Source organism: Hymenobacter norwichensis DSM 15439, assembly GCF_000420705.1.
In the GTDB taxonomy this organism is placed as follows: domain Bacteria; phylum Bacteroidota; class Bacteroidia; order Cytophagales; family Hymenobacteraceae; genus Hymenobacter; species Hymenobacter norwichensis.
In genome coordinates this window covers 152,206-171,845 of sequence record NZ_ATVL01000007.1, presented here as the reverse complement: position 1 = coordinate 171,845, position 19,640 = coordinate 152,206, and the positions used below count along the sequence as shown (strand labels likewise).

Sequence of the window (19,640 nt, the reverse complement as noted above, 5' to 3'; positions counted from 1 at the left end):
CACGCTTTCGGCGGACCTACCACCACTGCCTTTTCCTTGCTGCATATCTTCTGTTTCTTCCCAGCTCAGCTGGGAATGCAGGCGCAGCCTTGCTCTCTACCAAACTCCCACTTCCTCGCTCCCTTCCTGATGACTAATCTGTTACGCTGTTTGCTGACGGCAGGCACGGCTTTGGCCGTTGCCACCGCTCAGGCCCAAGTGGTAGCACCGCCCACCACCGGCCGCGCCCCCGATCCGGCCCCGATCAGCTTACCCCAGACCAATCCCGCGCCCACCAAATCCACTCCGTACGCGGGGGGCATGAAAATCAATATTTCGCCCGACGGGTCGAAGTACGTGCGCATCATGACGGCCCACCAGTTGTGGGTGCGCTACAACGAGAACAATACCGGCACCGTGTCGGCCACCGAGGAAGCCACCCCCGACCAGGTTGATTTTGGCTTGCGCCGCTCCCGGGTGCTGCTGGTTTCGCAGCTGAATCCGCGCTTTCTGGTGATTACCCAACTGGGCATCAACGGACAAAGCACTATCTCGGGTGGTGCGCCCGGCGAGCCTACCGGCCCCGGCAAAAAGCCCCAGTTCTACCTCCACGATGCGCTGGTGGAGTACAAAGTGAACAAGTATATGAGTGCCGGTGGTGGCTTGCACTACTACAACGGCATCTCGCGCCAAACCAGCTTTGCGGCTTTCTCGCTGATAACGCTGGACGTGCCCGGTACCCAGTCGCCAGTCATTGATGCCATCGACCAGACCGGCCGGGGCTTGGGCGTCTATACCAGAGGCCGGGTCGGCAACTTCGACTACCGCTTGTCGGTGAACGATGCGTTTCGCAACAACGTGACCAGCTCGCCGGCTACGCTGGCTACCAACGTGGCCCAGTTCAACCCGCGCAGCCGCGGCAAAATACTGCAAGGCTACTTCGATTGGGAGTTCCTGGATAAAGAGCTGAACCTCGTGCCGTTTGCGGTGGGCAACTACCTAGGTGCGCGCCGAGTATTCAACCTCGGCACCGGCTTCCTGTACTACGCCGACGGCATGTACTCCCGTTCGCAAGCCGCCCCTTCGCCCCTACCCACCACCACGGCTGGCGCCTGGGACGTTCCGTACGCCAAGCACGATTTGAGCGTCTTGTCAGCCGACTTATTTTTCGATACGCCCGTGGATACCTCTGCCCGCAACCAAACCGCCTTTACGGTGTACACGGCGCTTTACAAGTACAACATGGGCCCGAACTACGTGCGCTACGGCGGCACCCTCAACCCCGGCTCCGGCTCGGCGGCGCTACGCGGCAACTCAGTACCGGTGGTAGGCACGGGCACGGCCCAAACCATTCAGACCGGCTTTTTACTCCCCCGCCGGTTGCTAGGCCCCAAGGTGCGCTTGCAGCCTTATGTGTCATACATCCATGGCCGCTACGAGGGGCTGCGCCGCGAAGTTGGCGGCATTCAGGACGTGCACATTATGGACGGCGGGGTGAATGTGCTGCTCGACGGTCACCAAGCCAAAGTGACGCTCAACTACCGCGCCCGCCCCGATTTCAACGACGTGAACAACGTCAACTACCGCCCCGAAGTCACGATGCAGCTGCAAGTGATTCTGTAAAGCAAAATCGGGCCGCCAGTAGTGGCAGCCCGACCTAGTTCCCCATCCCCGAAGCCCAGCGGCCAGCAGATTTGTTCTGCGCGCTGGGCTTCTTTGTGTATTAGCTCGACGGATTCTCGATTTCCTGTACCAGCTCGCCGTACCAGCCTTCGCCGTACTTGCGGATAAGCGGGTCTTTCAGGAACTGGTATATCCGCACGCCTAGGTTGGCGCCGTGGGCGCAGGCCGGGTTGCAAATGCCCCACCGGTCGTAGTTCAGCGCCTCGAAGCCTTCATACTTGGTGATACGAATGGGGTACAGGTGGCAGCTGATGGGCTTTTTGAAGCTGGTAGCACCCGCCAAGTAGGCCTGCTCGATGCCGCACTTCAAAATGCCGCGCTCATCATACAAGGCGTAGGCACACTCCCGGTCGTTGATGGTGGTGGTGCTGTAGTCGCCTTCCCAGTCCTTGATGTAGAGGCCCTGCTGCTCGATGGCCTGCTGGCCAATTTCGGTGAGGAACGGCTTGATGTTTTGGTACTCCGCTTCCAGGATTTTCAGTTCTGCTTCTTCCAGCGGCGCGCCCAGGTCGCCCTCCACGCAGCAGGCGCCCTTGCAGGCCTCCAAATTGCAGACAAAGAAGTTGTCTTTGATATCGTCGGAAATGACGGTGTCTTGAATGATAATCATAGGTATTGCCGACAAAGAGCGGCCAGGATTTCAATGAAGTAGCGGTGGCAGTTCTTTACAACTCGTTGCGCTAGGTGTAGCGTTCCACTGCGAAAAGGGTAGCCACAAAGATACCCAATTACCGTAGCCCAAACAGCACACGTTCCGTCAGTTCACACTGCCGATGATGCGAGTACGTGGCCAACGCCTCGGCCTGCGCCTGCTGGCCTAACTGCTGCATCAGCTCCGGTTCCCGCAACAAGCGCCCAATGGCCGCCTCGAAAGCAGTTGCGTCGTGCAGCGGAAACAGCAAGCCGGTGCGTCCGTCGTTTACTATTTCCAAGGTGCCACCGGTGGCGGTGGCTACTACCGGCAAGCCCGCCGCCATGGCCTCAATGGTAACCATGCCGTAGGTTTCGTTGGTGGAACCCGTTACGGAAATATCGAGGGCGCGGTAGGCTATTTCGGGTTGCGGCGTGAACTCTCGGATGTGCACCACCTCGCTCAGCCCCAGTTCCTGCACGCGGCGCAGCACCGTCTCGCGGTAGGCATTGCCCTCGTTGCGCGTCGATTCGCCAACTAGCAATAAGTTTAGGTTTGGGTACTTCCTGCGCAATATGACCAGCTCCTCCACTAGAAAATCTTGGCCTTTGCCATCATCAAATCGGCCAATAAGCCCTAGCAGCACGGCACCAGCCGGCAAGTGCAGGTTAAGCTGCTGGCGCGCTACGGCGCGGGTTAATGCAGGGTCGGCAAACTTTTCCAGCTCGATGCCCAACGGTACAACGTGCAGCTTGTGGGGCGCTAAACGGGTTTTTTCGAGCACTTGCCGCCCCAGTCCCGGCAGCGGCGAGAGCCACGCATCCAGCGCCTGATAACGCAACGTGTGTACTAGGCCGCGCTTGGCCAGTCCGAGCTGCATGTGCTGCTGGTACACCAGTTTCAGAGCCGGCAGCCGCAGTTTCTTGCAAAGTACAGCTAGCCCCAGGTCGCCGTTGCGGGTGACGATGAGGGCCTGCGTGTTGAAAGCGCGCAAGGCACTGGCAAGCCGGCCGGCCGCGGGAACGTCCAGCGCTTTCCAACGGTTAGTAAGCAGAACGACCGGCAGCCCCAGGGCCGTAGCCCGCGCGGCAATGGGCGAATCGGGCAGCGTGACCACCTGCACTGGCCAGCCGCGGCGGTGCATCCAATCGGCGAAGCGCACGGTGTTCAGCTCCAAGCCGCCCCAACTAGCCGACAAGCACAGCAAGGACAACGGAAACTTAGCTTCGGTGGTGGTGGCAGGATTCACGCGGCGAAGATACAGCGTGTTGTTTCTGCATTGCTGTGTGTGCTACTACTTTATAGATGAAGCTAATTCCAGCCATATCCCACCCAATACTAGAATATGGCCAACAAAGTACCCTACAATAAATCGGTTGTGATTACGCGTCAGTAGAACAATCAGTGCCACTAATACTTGCACAGCCCCTATAACTACTAGTAAAGCTCCAACTCCCAGAGGTACACCTGGATTACACATATCGGCTACGGGCATGAATTGCACCAGACCAAAGCAGATTCCGAATCCCAAACCATAATAAGCCAGCGCGGCAACAGCTCCAATTAGAACGTTGTTGCACCAAGGTGAAGGCGTATAGGAGGTGTTCAACTGCGGGGATTATTAATAGTAATGAAGATACACCTAAATATATCCGCTGTTAGTATCGTTTCCGCACCCGGTTGCAAAGCCGTACCTTTGCTAATAAGCCAAAACGCTTAGCTTTTCTGAATGGCACTGGATTATCTATCTCTCTTAAATCCCTCGCAGGCGGCTGCCGTGATGCAAATCGACGGCCCTTGCATGATTATAGCCGGCGCGGGCTCGGGCAAAACCCGGGTGCTCACCTACCGCATTGCCAACCTGCTCGAACAGGGCGTTGACCCGTTCAATATCCTCGCTCTCACCTTTACCAACAAGGCCGCCAAGGAGATGCGCGCTCGGATTGAAAAGGTAGTAGGCGGCGCAGCAGCCAAAAACCTGTGGATGGGCACCTTCCACAGCATCTTCGCCCGGATCCTGCGCTCCGAGGCCGATAAAATCGGTTTCCCCCGCTCCTTCACCATCTACGACACCCAGGATAGCAAAACGCTGGTTGGTCAGATTCTGAAAGAGCTGGAGCTGGATGATAAGCTGTACAAGCCGGGCATGGTGCTGGGCCGGATTTCGGCCGCGAAAAACAAGCTGATTTCCGTCCAGCAGTACCTTAACGACCCGGTAATCCGGCAGGATGATGATGCGGCGCTGCGGCCCAAAATCGGCGTGATTTACCAGCAGTACGCCGTCCGCTGCTTCAAGGCCGGCGCCATGGACTTCGACGACCTGCTTTATCAAACCAACGTCCTGTTCAAAGACCACCCCGACGTACTCAACAAGTACCAGAACCTGTTCCGGTTTGTGATGGTGGACGAGTACCAGGACACCAACTATTCGCAGTACCTGATTGCGCGGAAGCTGGCAGCCAAGGAACGGAATATTTGCGTGGTGGGTGACGATGCGCAAAGCATTTACGCGTTCCGAGGCGCTGATATTCAGAACATTCTGAATTTCGAGAAAGACTATCCGGAGTTGCAGGTGTTCAAGCTGGAGCAGAACTACCGCTCCACCAAAACCATTGTAAAGGCGGCCAACTCGGTTATCAAAAACAACCAGGCCCAGTTGCGCAAAGATGTTTTCTCCGACAACGAGGAAGGCCCGCTGATTGAGGTACTGAAAGCTGCCTCTGACAACGAGGAAGGCAAGCTGGTGGCCAATTCCATCTTCGAGGACAAGATGAGCCATCATCTGTCGTACGACGATTTTGCCATCCTGTATCGCACCAACGCCCAGAGCCGGGCCATGGAAGAATCATTGCGCAAGCTCAACATCCGCTACAAGATTGTGGGCGGTTTGAGCTTCTACCAGCGCAAGGAAATCAAGGATTTGGTGGCTTACCTGCGCCTCACGGTGAACCCCAACGACGAGCAGGCCCTGCGCCGCGTCATCAACTACCCCAAGCGCGGCATCGGCGACACCACCATTGCCAAGCTCATCAACGCGGCCGAGGAAAGCAACCACACCATCTGGGAAGTGGTGGCCAACGCCGACCAGTTCCTACCTACCCGCACGGCCAACCCAATTGTTGACTTCGCCGAAAAAATCAAGGCCTACACAGCCGTAGCGGCCAAGGAAGACGCTTTTGAAGCGGCCAAGTTCATTGCCAAGAACTCGGGCATGATTGAGGAACTGTACGCCGATAAGAGCATCGAGGGCCTTTCGCGCTACGAGAACATCCAGGAACTTCTGAACGGCGTGAAGGCCTACACCGAGGACCCGGAACGCGAAGACAAAACACTTGGCGCGTTCCTGCAAGACATTGCCCTGGTAACCGACGCCGACACCAAAGACGCGCAGCAGGAAGGCGAGGCCGTGACCATGATGACTATTCACTCGGCCAAGGGCCTGGAGTTTCGCAACGTCTACATCGTGGGCATGGAGGAAAACCTGTTTCCGAGCCAGATGATGATTACCTCGCGGGCCGACCTGGAAGAGGAACGCCGGCTGTTTTACGTGGCCATCACGCGGGCCGAAAAGAAGCTGACGCTGAGCTACGCCACCTCCCGCTACCAGTGGGGCAACCTGCGTAGCTGCGAAAAAAGCCGGTTCCTCGACGAAATCGACCCGCAATTCGTGGACTTCAAGTTTGCGGCCACGCCCAGCGCCGGGCCGGGCGAGTCGCCGTTTGGGCACGTATTTGAGCGGCGCAGCAACCTGTTGCCCACCCCGCCCCGTAAGACCGTAGCGAAAGGCTACACCCCACCCGCTGATTTTCAGCCTTCTGACACCAGCAACCTGCAAACCGGGCAGCGGGTGGAGCACCCCAAGTTTGGTTTCGGCCACGTAACCAAGCTGGAAACCGTTTCGGGCTCTACCAAAGCCATTATTCAGTTCGAAGAAGTCGGCGAGAAGACGTTATTGCTGAGTTTTGCGAAATTGCGGGTGCTTGGTTAAGCGAATTCCCATCGGATGCCTAGTTTTGGCAACGATACTCCACCAGTAGCGCGGTGAATTTCACTGCTGCTCAACTTATAAGCATAGTAGCCGCCCTTACGTGTGGCTACTTGTCCCAGTTCTTAGGATTTTTCCTTTTCTAGATGCCCTTACCTTCCTTACATAAACACGAGCTGCTACAGCGCGAATACGGCCAAAGCACCTACCAATTGGTACAGGGCCTGCGCGAGGTAGAAGACAAGGCCGAGCGTACGCGCCGCGCCACCCAAATCGTGCAGCTTATTTTCCGGTTGCAACCCAACCTCCGCGACCAACCCGACGCCCAGCAGCGCGTGTGGAACCACCTCTACGAGATGGCCGACGAAGACTTGGACATCGACGCGCCTTTCGAGTTGCAGGGTTTGAGCCAGCTCAACCAGCAGCCCAAGCCCCTTCCCTACCCCAAGCTGAGCCCGAAGCTGAAAGCCTACGGCCGTAGCGTGGAGCTGATGGTGGAGAAAGCCCTGACGCTGGAAGATCCCACCGAGCGGGAGCAAGCCACCGTTACCATCGGGCGGACGATGAAGTTCCTGTACCGTTCGCACAACAAGGAAAACGCCAAGGACGTCACCATCCTCAAGCACTTGAAAGACCTTTCGGGTGGGCAGCTGACGCTGGACCCTGCCCAGGTGGAAGCCCAGGGCTTGTTTGAGTTTGCCGCTGGTTCTGCTCCCGCTGCCGCTACCAGCAGCGGCTCTAGCCGGGCCGCCTTTATCGTGCCGCAGCCGCGCCAAGACCGAGACGCACGCCGCAGCAGCAACAGTGGCGGAGGTAACAATAATAACCGGCGCGACAAGCAGCGCCGCGGTGGCAAAAAAGGCCGCCAGGAGCCCCAGCAGCCTCCCCAGTAGCTTATTTTGAGCTGTCGGCTAGTAGCTGACGGCTCTTCTCTTTTTCTCTCCCTTGAACTTAAAAGCTAATAGCTAACAGCCAGTAGCTAACGGCTCCCTACTATGGCCTCATTTGAAGTAATTGGCGGCAATCCGCTGAAAGGAGAAATTATACCCCAAGGTGCCAAGAACGAAGCACTCCAGATTCTGTGCGCCGTGCTGCTCACCTCGGAGCCGGTTACCATCTCCAATATTCCCGATATCCGCGACGTCAACAAGCTCATCGAGCTGTTGCGCGACATGGGCGTGAAAGTCGGCAAGCTCGCCACCGATACCTACCGTTTCCAGGCCGACGACGTGCATTTGGATTACCTGGACACGCCCGAGTTTGTGGCGCAAGGCCGGGCGTTGCGTGGTTCGGTAATGATTCTGGGGCCGATGCTGGCCCGTTTCGGTAAGTGCCAGCTACCCAAACCGGGCGGTGACAAAATCGGCCGCCGGCCACTGGATACGCACTTTGTAGGCCTGGAAAAGCTGGGCGGCAAGCTCACGCTGGAAGGCACTGATTTCTACCGTATCAACGCCGATGGCAAGCTAAAAGGCGCCTACATGATGCTGGATGAAGCTTCGGTAACGGGCACGGCCAACATTGTAATGGCGGCCGTGCTGGCCGAAGGCACCACTACCATCTACAACGCGGCGTGTGAGCCGTATTTGCAGCAGCTTTGCAAAATGCTGGTGCGTATGGGTGCCAAAATCAATGGTATCGGCTCCAACCTGCTCACCATTGAAGGCGTGGAAAGCCTCGGCGGTACCGAGCACCGCATGCTCCCCGATATGATTGAAATCGGCTCGTTTATCGGGTTGGCGGCCATGACGGGTTCAGAAATCACTATCAAAGACTGCCAGATTCCGGAGTTGGGCATCATCCCCGACACATTCCGCAAGCTGGGCATCCAGTTGGAGTTCCGCGGCGACGACATCTACATTCCGGCCCAATCGAATTACGAAATTGCCACCTATCTCGATGGCAGCATCCTGACTGTATCGGACCACACGTGGCCGGGCTTCACGCCTGACCTCCTCAGCATTGTGCTGGTGGTAGCTACGCAGGCCAAGGGGACGGTGCTTATTCACCAGAAAATGTTCGAGAGCCGCCTGTTCTTCGTGGACAAGCTCATCGACATGGGTGCTCAGATTATCCTCTGCGACCCGCACCGCGCCACCGTTATCGGCCTCGACAAACGCACCCAGTTGCACGGCATCACCATGACCTCCCCCGACATCCGGGCCGGGGTGGCGCTGTTGATTGCTGCTCTTTCAGCTGATGGCCGCAGCGTGATTGAGAACGTGGAGCAGATTGACCGTGGCTACCAGTACATCGATAAGCGACTGAACGCCCTTGGCGCCCAGATTCGCCGGCTATAAGTCTGCTGGCTCAGTAGTAGGCCTAATATGCAGAGCCCTAAGCTTAGAAGCGTTTCTAAACTTGGGGCTCTTTTTGTTTCTCAGGAATTTCCACGCTGCTGATATATTCCTGAATCAAAGGAAAAAACCGGGGCAGTCTAGCTTCTATCCAGGCGCGTTCCTGGGGCGTCCAGTGGCGCGGCCGGCCGAAGGTACAGGGCTGAAGGATGCCCCAGAGTTGCTCGCCTTCGGTGATGTGCGCGTGAACTAGGGCCCGGTGACCGAAGGTTTGGTGCTCGAAGTCCCGGTTGAGTACGTCGGGTGAGGCGGTTTCCACGTCTTCCACAAACACTGAGGGCCGACAAGCCAGCGCCGCCCGAAACAACGGGTCTTCTTCGGGCAAGTCGGTAGTATCCAGTTGCCAGTCGTGAATGGGGTTGGGCACTACGTCGTTTTTGCGCCAGCAGAAGGCAATCCGGCCCATACCGGCCGCCGGGTCGCGGACGTATAGGAAGCACCGGTCAACTTGCAGGTGCGTTCCGACCTGTTCAAGCAATTGATTGATGGCAGTAGATGATTCTTCTTTGGCGGCAGACATACGGGGAGGTTACGGGTACTAAACGCAATACGGAAATTGGCTGAATTTGACGGGAATCAACAAAATTTGGATTTAGTGTATTGATGAGCTACGCATGAATTTCTGCGCCTTCATACAGTGGCGTTTTTTTATTCCGTGGTATACAACTATTGGGATACTGATGGAGTTGTAGATTTAATTTAGTTTTAATCTTACACCTCTTTCCGCTTCCGCTATGCGTATGCTTCTCCTGTGCTTTTGCGCACTGCTAACTTTTAGCAGAGCCAAGGCGCAAACGCCTGTCCTTACCTGGAATACCGACCTAAACAAAGCGCTTCAACAGGCTAAAGTCGCCAACAAGCCCGTGTTGGTCGTGTTTTCGGGCTCTGACTGGTGCAAGCCCTGCATCATGCTCAAACAAGAAGTATTCGACCAACCTGAGTTTGCGCAGTACGCCCAAGATAAACTTGTGCTGGCTCGCTTCGATTTTCCGCGTAGTAAGAAGAACAAGCTTTCGGCCAGTGAAACCAAGATTAACGAACAAGCCGCCGCGCAGCTCAACAAAGAAGGTGCCTTCCCTTTAGTCGTTTTGCTTTCGCCGGAAGGAAAAGTGCTGGCCAAAACCGGCTACCGCCCCGGCGGCCCCGGCGCCTACGATGCGCACCTCAATCAGTTGCTAGCCAAGCAATAAGCCTCGTGTGTGCCTCTTCCTTTCTTCCTGCTGCTCTGCGGAGCGTGGTAGCAATGGTGCTTGCCCTACTACTGACCGGTACCCTAACCGCCCAGGCCAGCAGCGCGGCTTCAGTGGTATCCAAGCCGCGCAATTTCACCCGTAGCGCTCATTTGATGGGCTCCCATTTCACCTTTACGGCCGTTTCTACTGATGATTCGTTGGCTTGGCGTGCCATTCGGGCGGGCATTCGGGAGGCGCAGCGCATCGACCGGCTGTGCTCCTATTGGGACTCTACCTCGCAAATTACGCAGGTCAACCGTGCGGCTGGTTTGCGGCCCGTGGTAGTCGACCAGGAAGTGTATGACCTGATTGCGCGCACGCTCAAGCTTTCCAAACTCAGCAACGGTGCCTTCGACATCACCTTCGCGGGTGGCGAGAAAATATATAAGTTCGACCGGCAGGAACACGTGGCCTTGCCGGCGCCAGAGGTAGTGCGGGCTTCGGTAGCGCGTATCAACTACGAAAAAGTGCTACTCGACCCGGTAGCGCATTCGGTGATGCTTCAAGACAAGGGCATGCGCATGAATCTGGCGGGCATTCTGCAAGGCTACGGCGTACGGCGCGCGCAGGCGCTGATGCGGCAGAGGGGTATTCAGGGTGGGCTTATCAATGGTTCCGGCGACGTGTCGTGCTGGGGCAAGCAGGCTGATGGTTCTGGCTGGCGGATTGCCATCGGCGACCCAGCCTTTCCCCAGTCCGTTTCGTCGTGGCTGACGGTGTCGGATATGGCCGTGGTAACGGCTGGCAACTACGAGCAGTATTTCACGGTGCGGGGCCAATACTACGGCCACATTATCAACCCGCACACCGGCTACCCGGCCACCGGGCTGCGCTCCGTCACTATCATCTGCCCTGATGTGGAGCTGGCCGATGGCCTAGACGAGGTGGTATTTGTGCTGGGTCCGGAAGCCGGGTTGGCCTTTATTAATAGTTTGAAGGGCGTCGACTGCACGCTCATCACCAACGACGGCCGCACCCTAGCCTCGAAAAACATGAAGCTTAACTATTACTCCACGCCCGGCCAGCCGGCTCCTGCCACTTCTTCTCTGAAACCATGAAATCATCTAGAATAATCCGGCTAGCGCTGGGCATCGGCCTTTTGCTAGGCAGCAACGCCCTAAGCGGCTGCGTATCGGTGGCGGCTTACCAGAAAGTGTACCTCAACGACGAGGACATGAAGCTGGCCAACAAGCGTATTGAGGTGTACGAAACCAACTTCCAGAGCTACCGCGAAGGAGCCGGCGGGGCCAATGGCGGCAAAGTAGGCGGCGGCTGCGGCTGCAATTAATGTTAAGTATTCCCATGCGTATGCGCTCTTTTTCGTCCGTCGTTCTTACTTCTACTCTGCTCCTGCTGCCCGCTTTTGTTTGGGCCCAAGCCACGCCTACGCCTAACCGGGTGGATGGCTACGGTGCCCCGGCTACTACGGTGCCCAGCCCTTCCAACCCCAGCAACCACGGCGAAACCGAGGTCAACATCCTAACCAGTTACTACGAGCAGGATGGCAACCACAGCGCCGTGGAGGGCGGCCAGGGCACCCAGCACCTCACCGACCTCACGCCGACCATCATCCTGAACGTGCCCCTCGACTCGGTGACGCGCGTATCGGCCAACTTTGGCATGGACTACTACGCCTCAGCTTCCACCGACCGAATCGACCAGGTGCTGTCCTCGCCTTCCTCCAGCGACACCCGTTTTCATTTGGACCTGGGACTTTCGCGCCAACTGGCCGACAAACGCACCATTGTAGGCGTGGGCGGCGGCTTTTCCAAGGAATACGACTACAGCTCCGTCAACGTAACCGCCTCATGGGCCCACGCTTCCAAGGATGGCAACCGGGAGCTGAGCATAGCCGGGCAAGCCTTTTTCGATAAGGCTACCCTGATTTTGCCAGTAGAACTGCGCTACGGCGGTGGGCAGGAGCACGGCTCGGGCTTTGATACGCGCCAGAGCTACAACCTGAACATCGTGTACGCGCAAGTGCTGACCCAGCGGCTGCAAGCGGCCGTCAGCACTGAGCTGGTGGCCCAGCGTGGGCTATTGAGTACACCGTTTCAGCGGGTGTATTTCCGGGAAACCGGCGGCGCATTTGGCACGGCCAAGGCCGAGGTACTACCGCGCCAGCGCTATAAGTTTCCGGTAGGTCTGCGCCTGACTTACTACGCCACCGACTTAGTGCAGGTGCGCGGCTACTACCGGTTCTACAACGACAATTTCGGCATTACGGCCCACACGTTTGAGTTGGAAACCCCGGTGAAAGTGACGCCGTTTTTCGTGCTCTACCCCTTCTACCGCTACCACACCCAAACCGCCGCCGACTATTTCGCGCCCTATTTGCAACACTCCACTACGGATGCGTATTTCACCTCTGATTATGACTTAGCTGCCTTCTCGGCTCACAAAATGGGCCTGGGGTTGCGCTACTCACCGGTGTATGGCATTGGGCGCTTCAAAACGCCGTTTAAGGGGCGCGTGGCGCAATTCAAGGCGTTGGATGTGCGCTACGCTTACTACCGCCAGGATACTGGCCTGACGGCCAACCTCATCAGCGCCGACCTATCGTTTACTATGCCCTAGATATAGCTGAAGTTAAATTAATCCAAGCGAAGACGCTAGGCCGCATAACAACCGGCTTTCCGGGTACGTTAAGGGTACGTGCGGCAGGCTAGGGCGAAGGAGGCCATTCACTTTTACGCTTCGATTTATGAGAAATCCTGCCTGGATTATCCTTTCCGGCTTATTCGCCTTAGCCTCTTGTAGCAGTAACGAACAGAAATCAGCTGCTTCTCAAAACGAAATGGAGGCCGTCGAAATGGCCGCTCCTCCACCTCCTCCAGAAGCCCCTCCAGCACTAGACGACAAAGCGGTCATTTCGCAGGATAAGCCCGTTTCGAGTACCGCTTCGGCTGCCCCGGCTGCTACTCGCAAGATTATCTACCACGCTGAGGTGCGGGTGAAAGTAATCGACCTACTCCGCGCTAACGCCCGGATGGATAGCCTGACGCGCACTTATGGTGCCTACGTGTCGGATGCATCGGAGACGCGGGAGGATGGGGAATGGCGGTACCAGATGAAAATCAGGGTGGTGCCGGGCCGCTTTCAGGCGTTGCTTGGCAGCCTCAACGGCCTTGGCACGGTGGAATCTAAGGTACTGGGCTCCGACGACGTAACGGCCGAACATGCTGACGTTTCGGCGCGGCTGAGCACCAAGCGGGCCCTAGAGCAGCGCTACGTAGCCTTACTGGGCCAAGCCAAGAAAGTATCGGAGATTCTGGAAATCGAGGAAAAGCTGGCTGAAGTGCGCGGCGACATCGAATCGACGGAAAGCCGCCTGAAAACCCTCAATGACCAGGTGGCTTATTCCACCATCACACTTATTTACTTCCAGGAACTGCCGCTCAATACGCCGGATGCGCCCGTACTATCTTTCGGCAGCCGCCTCACGCAGGCTTTCTACGATGGTTGGCAACTCCTCACGGGCCTCGTACTAGGTTTGGTGACGGCCTGGCCCTTGCTACTTGGTGGCGCGCTGGTGCTATGGGCCGTTCGGGCGTGGCGCCACCGTCGGCAACGCGCCACTAAGGCTACCGGAGAGTAAGAATCACAATTCGTTTCATGAAAAGGGCCGGCTACTAAGTAGTCGGCCCTTTTCATGAAACGAATTGTGGCAAGTTAGTCTACTACCGCATCAATAATAGAGGTAACGACAGACAGCACCACGCTAAACAACAGGGCCGACAGGAATCCATCAACGGCAAAGCCCGAAAGCAACGCATCAGCAAGCATGACGATGGCCGCATTGATAACCAGCAGGAATAAGCCCAGCGTCAGCACTGTAATTGGCAAGCCGAGCAGCTTCAGAATTGGCTTAAGTACGGCATTAAGCACGGCCAGCACCAGTACCAGCAGGATAGCGTCGCCGAAGCCGCCGATGTGCGAACCGGGCAGGAACGCGGCCAGCACGTAGGTGATGACTGCCGTAAGCAAAAATTTCAGGATGAATCCCATAAGTGTGGAGAGAGTTAGGTTGGGGAGAAAGTTGAGGAATGTACGCAGGCAAGCTAAAAAGGATAGCCTGTCGTCTATACTTCGCAGTTCTTTCTCCACCAATTCCTACTTCTCGCCGCCTCTTTCAGTTAAGCGGCCCTGCGAGACGCCCATCCAATTGGCCATGCTGTACAGCAGGCGCGCGCCCACAATGGCGTTCCATTCGGTGTCGCCAGGAGCTACTTCGTTCAGGTCGCAGCCGATGATAGTACGGCCCGAGCGCACCACAGCACGGATCAGGTACAGCGCTTCCTCAAACTCCAGGCCACCGGGCACTGGCGTACCAGTACCAGGGCAAAGCTTGGGGTCCAGCCCGTCGATATCGAAGCTCAGGTACACCTTTTGCGGTAGCTGCGCAATAATTTTGCCGCACACCTTCTTCCACGACTTTTTGGCAAACCGTTCGTCGCTCAGAAACCGATTGTGAAACATGGCAATTCGGCCCTGGCTGTGCTCCACCATTTCGGCTTCCTGCTGGCATAGGTCGCGGATGCCCACCTGCACCAGCTTTTTCACCTGGGGCAGCTTGAGGGCATTGTACATAATGGAAGCGTGCGAATATTCGAAGCCCTCATAAGCGGGCCGCAGGTCGCAGTGCGCGTCAATCTGCAGAATGCCGAACTCCTCGTGGCGCTCAGCCAGCGCGTGCAGGTAGCCAAGCGGAGTGCTATGGTCGCCGCCAAGTAGCACCACGCCTTTGCCGGCATCGAGGTAAGCGCCGGTTTTCTGCTTGAGATAGTTCAGCAATTCCAAGCCCTGCTTGGTAATAGCTGGCAAGGCGGCGGCGTGCTGGGCGCTGTCTGCTGTAGGCTGGCCTTCTTCTAGCCACCCGATGTAGGCAGCAGCCTGGGGCCGCAAATCATGGCTTAGCTTGGCTACCTTATCATCAGCCTCTTCCATGGCCAACCCCATGCGCCAGGCATCAGGCAGGTCGGGGTCGTAGAGGTCCACCTGCAACGACGCATCCCGAATAGCTTCGGGGCCATCGGCGGTGCCAGCTCGGTACGAGACAGTTACTTCCCAGGGCACTGGCACTATCACCACCTGGGCTTCGTCTATGGTGAAAGGCAAACCGTATACCCCACCCTGCGAGTCGCCGAGGGCATTAGGGTCGAAATCAGCTAATTTTTTATCGAGGGCTGTAGCCATATTGTGGTTTGGTGATTAGGGAGATAATGAAATGGTGAGGTTGACGCTCGGTACTGCACAACTTGTACAGGTCAAACATCAACCTCACCATTTCACTATCTCACCAACTCACCGTTATGAGGGTTGTCCGTTCAGGAAATCGTAAGTGCGAATGATTTCGAGGATTTTCTCGAAAGTGAGACGGTCGAAGAACAGCATCAGGGGTAGCTCCACCGAATTATTCTTGTCGGAAAACTGGGTGATAACCGAGAAGATAAGCGGCTGCACCAATGGCTGCTCAGTGAGCAGGTTATGTAGAGAAGACGCTATGTCGCCGTGAGGGGCTATGGGGGGCGCCCCATAAATCTGGGCTTTCAGAATGTTAGCCAACTGCGTGACTAGGGCCCCAGTGATGATGTTACTGATTTCCAGCAACAACGATTCCTGCATCTCGTCGATTTGGGTGGATGCGGGTGTGTTCATGCGCAAGCAGACCTTCGACAAACGCTGAATATGCTGTCCGGAAAAGAACATAAGCGTAGTGCCGTTGAACTCGCCGCGAATATCGGACTGCACCGGAACGTGGTTGGCCTGAATGGCATGCACCCGATCTAAGATACCGATACCCGGCACCAAATCGAGGCTAGGCACTTCCAGAAGCACCTTTTCTTGGGCAATCACCGCGAAAGAATCGGCGGCGCGGGCCAGTCCTATGTTCAGAATCTCGCGGACTACGTCGCGCTCCAGTTCCGTCATGTGCAAGTCCATATACTTTATTCTATTAATTGGCCCGTTTGGTGAAACAACCACGCGGGCTTAGGCAGTACGTAAATCTTAAGGTCGCCGGGCAAGAAACAGCCGAGTCAGGGCGGGCACGTCGAGCACTAGGCAAACTTGCCCGCTGCCGAGCAGCGTCACGCCCCCAAACAACTCGATGGTATCCAATGGCTTACTCATGGGTTTGATAACAATATCCTGCTGACGCAGAAAACGGTCGACAATCAGCCCGAGCTTGCGGTTGTTGTAGTCAATGATGATGATATCGTGGCGGCCCTGCACCTCGGCCCGAACGACCGGCGGCATGGGCCCTTCGCCGTACAAAAGGCGTTTTAAGCTAACCACGGGCACATTTTCGCTCTGGATGCTGGCCATCAGCACCCCGCCTACAATATGTAACTGCTCTGGCATCAGCGACACCACCGAATCGGTGTGCATCAGCGGAATGGCGTAGCTGCGTTCGGCCAGTTCAAAGAGCAGGGCACCTTTCACGGCAATGGACGTAGGCAGCACCAGCGTGAAGGTGGTGCCTTCGCCCAGCTTGGAATCAACGCGTAACTGGCCGCCCAACGAATCGATGGCCAGCTTTACCACATCGAGCCCGACGCCCCGGCCCGATATTTCAGTTACTTCTTTGGCCATTGAGAAGCCGGGCTCAAATAAAAAGGCCCGCACGGCATCGTCGTCGAGGTTTTTGGCGTTTTGCTTGCTTACCAAGCCCCGCTCCACCGCCTTACGGCGCACTTGCTCTACGTTGATGCCTTTGCCATCGTCAATTACCTGAATCAGTACATCGTCGCGCTCAGTTTGGGCCGAAAGACGCAGCTGGCCTTCCGCAGCCTTACCAGCCTTCACCCGCTCATCGGGCGTTTCGATGCCGTGGGCCACTGCGTTCCGCACCAGGTGCAGCAGCGCATCGGTGATGATTTGCAAGATGTTCCGGTCAATCTGAATATCCTGGCCGCTCAGCGTTAGTTCCACTTGCTTTTGTTCGGCCGTGGCTACGTCGCGCACCACCCGCGGAAACTTGTTGAGCAACGACCCCACGTTTACGAGGCGCGCATCCATCACCGAGTATTGCAGCTCGTCGGTGATGCGGAACAGGTGCGCGGCTGTGTTTTGCAGCGCCGTGTTGCCGAGTTCCTTACTAAGCGTTAGAATCCGGTCTCGGTCGATAATCAGCTCGCCTACCAAGTTCAGCAGGTGGTCCAGTTTTTTAATCTGGATATACACCAAGTCTGATAGCTCCAGCTTGCGGGTAGCATCCTCATCGGACAGCTCCTCATCGGCTAATTCGGGCTCTTCGCCGCGCACCAGCCGGTCGAGGTTGTCGAGGAGCGTAGTTACGTCGGGCAGAGGCATCTCTTCTCCTACCGCCCGAATCATGGTGCCCAGCGTGTCAACTCCAGAAAACAGCACCTTGGACAGGCTGCCCGCAAAGTCGCGCTGCTTTTCCCGAATCAGACCGAAGATGGTTTCCATGTGGTGCGCCACCTCACCAATCTCCGTGAAGCCCATGGCCCGCGAGTTAGATTTGAGGTTGTGCATCAGCCGAAACAGCTCATTAAGTGAGGGCTGATCCTGCGGATTGCGCTCCAACTCACTGATGTGCTGACTCATGGCGTCGTAGTACTCAAGCGCCTCCGACATGAAAATCTCTCGGTATTCCTGCTCGCGTGATTTCATAGTCAGACGGAACGGGATACAGAGACAGTGGAACACACGCTTACACAGCGGAAACGGCCCACATGGCGCACAATGGTACTGGCCAGGTCACGCAGGGGCAGTACGGTATCGGCCCAACCTGCCTGGATTACCGACTTGGGCATCGAGAAAACCATCGAAGAGGCTTCATCCTGCACCAATACGGTACCGCCGTGCTGCCGAATGACTTGTGCCCCCAGCGTACCATCGCGGCCTAGCCCCGTGAGAATTACTCCTAGCACGTTACAGCCAACGGTGCGGGCCACTGAGCGCATCAGAATATCAATGGAAGGCTGGTCTCCAGAGGGACTGTACTCCGAGGAGAAATCGGTTTGCCAGGATTGCCAGGGGCTGTTCAGCGCCGACCGAACCAGCAGGTTGTGCCCGCCCGGTGCCACTACAATAAGGCCCGGCTCTAGCTGCGTACCAGGCCAGCCAGCCACTACCGGCAACGCTGATACCCGCGCTAGCCGCTTCACAAACGAATCGAGAAAGGAGCCCGGCAAGTGTACGGCCACTACCACGGCGCAGGCCAGTGTAGCTGGCAAGGCCCGCACCAGTTCTTCAACCGCTGCCGTCCCGCCCGTGGAGCCCCCAATAACAACCACGCCGCCAGGTAAGCCAGGTACTTCCGGTAAGCGGACTGGTTGCAAGGAAGGCGTAGTAGCCTGCGGCAGATGCAGGCGAACTTTACGCAATACTTCGCCGGCCCAATCGGTGCTGCTACTCACTGCCAAAATGTAATCAACCACTCCCCACCGCTTGGTTTCGCGCAGGGTACCGGCCAACGGGATACTTTCGCAATACAGCAGCACCGGCGTTGTTTGGTAATGGCTCAGCAGCTCCAACGTACGCACCTGGGCATCACTCACTATCAGCAAAGCCGGGCGCAACCGGCGCGCTGTAGCTATCAACTCGGCTGGCTTTTCGCTGGCGCTCACTACACGCACCCCTACCTGCGCCTCCAAAAGCCGCACCAGCATAAGCCGCCCTGCGGTAGGCAGGTGGCCAAGCAAAACAGTAAGAGATGAGGAGGGATTAGGCACGAGACTAATAACCAAGACGACAGGCAGGCTACAGCCGCAACAAAGGCGCGGGGCGTAAGCTAAAGGGAGAACAGTTGCTGCTTATTCGGCGGCTAAAGCGCCACCTACAATCTCCAGCACCTTCTCTTCCGAGAACGGCTTTACGATATAAGCTGAGGCGCCGCTTTCCAGTGCTTCGTTCACAATCACCTCCTGCCCCACGGCGCTGCACATCACCACTTTCACGTCGGGGTCGTTTTCGCGGATGCCTTTGAGCACGTCAAGGCCGGTATTGTCAGGCAGAATCACGTCGAGCGTAATCAGGTCGGGCTTGGTGGAGGCAGCCATTTCAATGGCCTGCTGGCCGTTGGCGGCCTCGCCTACCACTTCGTAGCCAGCATCAGTAAGCACATTCTTGAGCATCGTACGCATGTAGAAAGAGTCGTCGACGATGAGGATGCGGTTTTTCATAAAAGGAATTTCAAGATCCAAAAGGAAGCCAGAGAAGAGTAAAAGCTGGCCCGTTGTACGGTGGCTGCCAGGCAAAGATGCTTAGCTGCTTTGCAACTGCATTATTTCGGAGGGCGTGAGCAGTTTCAACATATCGAGCACGATAATGATTCGGCCGTTCACTTTGGCTATCCCCTCGATGTACTTGTCGTTGATGTTGATGTCCTGAATAAAATCGGGAGCTTTTTCAATAATGGACACCGGAATCGACAACGGCTGGGGCACTTCTCGCACCACAATGCCAATGGTATAGTCTTTGGCTTCGATGGCCAGCGTGTATGAGGTAGCTGGCAACTCTTGTCCGGCAGGGCGCAAGCCAAACCGCTCCTCTAAATCCACGATGGCAATAATGTCGCCGCGCAGGTTGGCAATGCCTTTGATGAACGGGGGCGTTTTGGGCATTCTGGCCACTTCCGGCGTGATGGTCACCTCCTTCACCTGCTCGATGCGCAAGCCGTATTCCTCGTCGCCCAGCCGAAACACAATCAGTTGAATGATGGCGTCGGCCTTGACGTTCTTTTTATCGCTGGATTGTTCTGAATCAGGCATTTACTGAGATAAACCAAAAGGTGAAAACTGAAA

The 19,640-nt window shown here is 56.7% G+C and carries 19 protein-coding genes; 9 read left to right on the top strand and 10 right to left on the bottom strand.

Features of this window, described 5'->3' with window-relative positions:
- Positions 1 to 129 precede the first annotated feature (129 nt).
- Positions 130 to 1,602 carry a hypothetical protein gene (locus G536_RS0106855; RefSeq protein ID WP_022822841.1) on the top strand — a complete coding sequence of 491 codons (1,473 nt, stop codon included), beginning with the start codon at positions 130 to 132 and terminating at the stop codon, positions 1,600 to 1,602.
- Between the two features lie 100 nt (positions 1,603 to 1,702).
- Here G536_RS0106855 and G536_RS0106850 read toward each other — a convergent pair whose 3' ends face one another.
- Positions 1,703 to 2,272, bottom strand: a complete 570-nt coding sequence (locus G536_RS0106850; protein WP_022822840.1) for a DUF3109 family protein — start codon at positions 2,270 to 2,272, stop codon at positions 1,703 to 1,705.
- 118 nt (positions 2,273 to 2,390) lie between these two features.
- Positions 2,391 to 3,542: a glycosyltransferase family 4 protein gene (locus tag G536_RS0106845; protein ID WP_022822839.1), complete on the bottom strand. Its 1,152-nt coding sequence runs from the start codon at positions 3,540 to 3,542 to the stop codon at positions 2,391 to 2,393.
- A gap of 486 nt (positions 3,543 to 4,028) precedes the next feature.
- Here G536_RS0106845 and G536_RS0106840 point away from each other — a divergent pair, with 486 nt between their 5' ends.
- The 3 genes from G536_RS0106840 to murA all read left to right on the top strand — a co-directional run bounded on the left by G536_RS0106840 (position 4,029) and on the right by murA (position 8,578).
- Complete coding sequence (locus G536_RS0106840) at positions 4,029 to 6,281, top strand: ATP-dependent helicase (protein ID WP_026879916.1); 2,253 nt, start codon at positions 4,029 to 4,031, stop codon at positions 6,279 to 6,281.
- A gap of 143 nt (positions 6,282 to 6,424) precedes the next feature.
- A complete protein-coding gene (locus G536_RS26645) occupies positions 6,425 to 7,171 on the top strand; it encodes a DUF4290 domain-containing protein (RefSeq protein WP_022822837.1) in 747 nt (248 codons plus the stop codon).
- Positions 7,172 to 7,273: 102 nt separating this feature from the next.
- Positions 7,274 to 8,578: a UDP-N-acetylglucosamine 1-carboxyvinyltransferase gene (murA, locus tag G536_RS0106830; RefSeq protein ID WP_022822836.1), complete on the top strand. Its 1,305-nt coding sequence runs from the start codon at positions 7,274 to 7,276 to the stop codon at positions 8,576 to 8,578.
- Between the two features lie 55 nt (positions 8,579 to 8,633).
- Here the strand turns inward: murA and G536_RS26640 are convergent, their stop codons facing one another.
- Entirely contained in the window at positions 8,634 to 9,155 is a 522-nt protein-coding gene (locus G536_RS26640) for a GAF domain-containing protein (protein ID WP_022822835.1), read from the bottom strand.
- A 214-nt stretch (positions 9,156 to 9,369) separates the two neighbouring features.
- Here G536_RS26640 and G536_RS0106820 point away from each other — a divergent pair, with 214 nt between their 5' ends.
- The 5 genes from G536_RS0106820 to G536_RS30430 all read left to right on the top strand — a co-directional run bounded on the left by G536_RS0106820 (position 9,370) and on the right by G536_RS30430 (position 13,465).
- Positions 9,370 to 9,825 (top strand): thioredoxin family protein, encoded by a 456-nt coding sequence (locus G536_RS0106820; protein ID WP_022822834.1) that lies wholly within the window; start codon positions 9,370 to 9,372, stop codon positions 9,823 to 9,825.
- 53 nt (positions 9,826 to 9,878) lie between these two features.
- A complete protein-coding gene (locus G536_RS0106815) occupies positions 9,879 to 10,925 on the top strand; it encodes an FAD:protein FMN transferase (protein WP_022822833.1) in 1,047 nt (348 codons plus the stop codon).
- Positions 10,922 to 11,155: a DUF4266 domain-containing protein gene (locus G536_RS0106810; protein WP_022822832.1), complete on the top strand. Its 234-nt coding sequence runs from the start codon at positions 10,922 to 10,924 to the stop codon at positions 11,153 to 11,155. Before G536_RS0106815 ends, G536_RS0106810 begins: the two co-directional genes overlap by 4 nt.
- A gap of 20 nt (positions 11,156 to 11,175) precedes the next feature.
- Positions 11,176 to 12,444: a DUF3570 domain-containing protein gene (locus tag G536_RS26635; protein WP_169515053.1), complete on the top strand. Its 1,269-nt coding sequence runs from the start codon at positions 11,176 to 11,178 to the stop codon at positions 12,442 to 12,444.
- Positions 12,445 to 12,664: 220 nt separating this feature from the next.
- Positions 12,665 to 13,465 carry a DUF4349 domain-containing protein gene (locus G536_RS30430; RefSeq protein WP_022822830.1) on the top strand — a complete coding sequence of 267 codons (801 nt, stop codon included), beginning with the start codon at positions 12,665 to 12,667 and terminating at the stop codon, positions 13,463 to 13,465.
- 74 nt (positions 13,466 to 13,539) lie between these two features.
- On the opposite strand, the gene G536_RS0106795 is transcribed toward G536_RS30430, so the two are convergent.
- From G536_RS0106795 to G536_RS0106765, 7 genes are all read right to left on the bottom strand, one after another.
- Entirely contained in the window at positions 13,540 to 13,875 is a 336-nt protein-coding gene (locus tag G536_RS0106795) for a phage holin family protein (RefSeq protein ID WP_022822829.1), read from the bottom strand.
- A gap of 105 nt (positions 13,876 to 13,980) precedes the next feature.
- A complete protein-coding gene (locus G536_RS0106790; protein WP_022822828.1) occupies positions 13,981 to 15,063 on the bottom strand; it encodes an agmatinase family protein in 1,083 nt (360 codons plus the stop codon).
- Between the two features lie 114 nt (positions 15,064 to 15,177).
- Positions 15,178 to 15,798: a chemotaxis protein CheC gene (locus tag G536_RS0106785; protein WP_022822827.1), complete on the bottom strand. Its 621-nt coding sequence runs from the start codon at positions 15,796 to 15,798 to the stop codon at positions 15,178 to 15,180.
- 78 nt (positions 15,799 to 15,876) lie between these two features.
- Positions 15,877 to 17,505, bottom strand: a complete 1,629-nt coding sequence (locus tag G536_RS0106780; RefSeq protein WP_022822826.1) for a chemotaxis protein CheA — start codon at positions 17,503 to 17,505, stop codon at positions 15,877 to 15,879.
- Positions 17,506 to 17,507: 2 nt separating this feature from the next.
- Positions 17,508 to 18,506: a CheB methylesterase domain-containing protein gene (locus G536_RS30425; RefSeq protein WP_022822825.1), complete on the bottom strand. Its 999-nt coding sequence runs from the start codon at positions 18,504 to 18,506 to the stop codon at positions 17,508 to 17,510.
- 144 nt (positions 18,507 to 18,650) lie between these two features.
- Positions 18,651 to 19,019, bottom strand: coding sequence for a response regulator (locus G536_RS0106770; RefSeq protein WP_026879913.1), 369 nt, complete (start codon positions 19,017 to 19,019; stop codon positions 18,651 to 18,653).
- 81 nt (positions 19,020 to 19,100) lie between these two features.
- Positions 19,101 to 19,607, bottom strand: coding sequence for a chemotaxis protein CheW (locus G536_RS0106765; protein WP_026879912.1), 507 nt, complete (start codon positions 19,605 to 19,607; stop codon positions 19,101 to 19,103).
- Positions 19,608 to 19,640 lie beyond the last annotated feature (33 nt).

Bases quoted from the DNA above. Each gene is read 5' to 3' on its own strand.
- G536_RS0106855 (WP_022822841.1), top strand. From the start codon at position 130: ATGACTAATCTGTTACGCTGTTTGCTGACGGCAGGCACGGCTTTGGCC.
- G536_RS0106850 (WP_022822840.1), bottom strand. From the start codon at position 2,272: ATGATTATCATTCAAGACACCGTCATTTCCGACGATATCAAAGACAAC.
- G536_RS26645 (WP_022822837.1), top strand. From the start codon at position 6,425: ATGCCCTTACCTTCCTTACATAAACACGAGCTGCTACAGCGCGAATAC.
- murA (WP_022822836.1), top strand. From the start codon at position 7,274: ATGGCCTCATTTGAAGTAATTGGCGGCAATCCGCTGAAAGGAGAAATT.
- G536_RS26640 (WP_022822835.1), bottom strand. From the start codon at position 9,155: ATGTCTGCCGCCAAAGAAGAATCATCTACTGCCATCAATCAATTGCTT.
- G536_RS0106820 (WP_022822834.1), top strand. From the start codon at position 9,370: ATGCGTATGCTTCTCCTGTGCTTTTGCGCACTGCTAACTTTTAGCAGA.
- G536_RS0106815 (WP_022822833.1), top strand. From the start codon at position 9,879: ATGGTGCTTGCCCTACTACTGACCGGTACCCTAACCGCCCAGGCCAGC.
- G536_RS0106810 (WP_022822832.1), top strand. From the start codon at position 10,922: ATGAAATCATCTAGAATAATCCGGCTAGCGCTGGGCATCGGCCTTTTG.
- G536_RS26635 (WP_169515053.1), top strand. From the start codon at position 11,176: ATGCGCTCTTTTTCGTCCGTCGTTCTTACTTCTACTCTGCTCCTGCTG.
- G536_RS30430 (WP_022822830.1), top strand. From the start codon at position 12,665: ATGGAGGCCGTCGAAATGGCCGCTCCTCCACCTCCTCCAGAAGCCCCT.
- G536_RS0106795 (WP_022822829.1), bottom strand. From the start codon at position 13,875: ATGGGATTCATCCTGAAATTTTTGCTTACGGCAGTCATCACCTACGTG.
- G536_RS0106790 (WP_022822828.1), bottom strand. From the start codon at position 15,063: ATGGCTACAGCCCTCGATAAAAAATTAGCTGATTTCGACCCTAATGCC.
- G536_RS0106785 (WP_022822827.1), bottom strand. From the start codon at position 15,798: ATGACGGAACTGGAGCGCGACGTAGTCCGCGAGATTCTGAACATAGGA.
- G536_RS0106780 (WP_022822826.1), bottom strand. From the start codon at position 17,505: ATGAAATCACGCGAGCAGGAATACCGAGAGATTTTCATGTCGGAGGCG.
- G536_RS30425 (WP_022822825.1), bottom strand. From the start codon at position 18,506: ATGCTGGTGCGGCTTTTGGAGGCGCAGGTAGGGGTGCGTGTAGTGAGC.
- G536_RS0106770 (WP_026879913.1), bottom strand. From the start codon at position 19,019: ATGAAAAACCGCATCCTCATCGTCGACGACTCTTTCTACATGCGTACG.
- G536_RS0106765 (WP_026879912.1), bottom strand. From the start codon at position 19,607: ATGCCTGATTCAGAACAATCCAGCGATAAAAAGAACGTCAAGGCCGAC.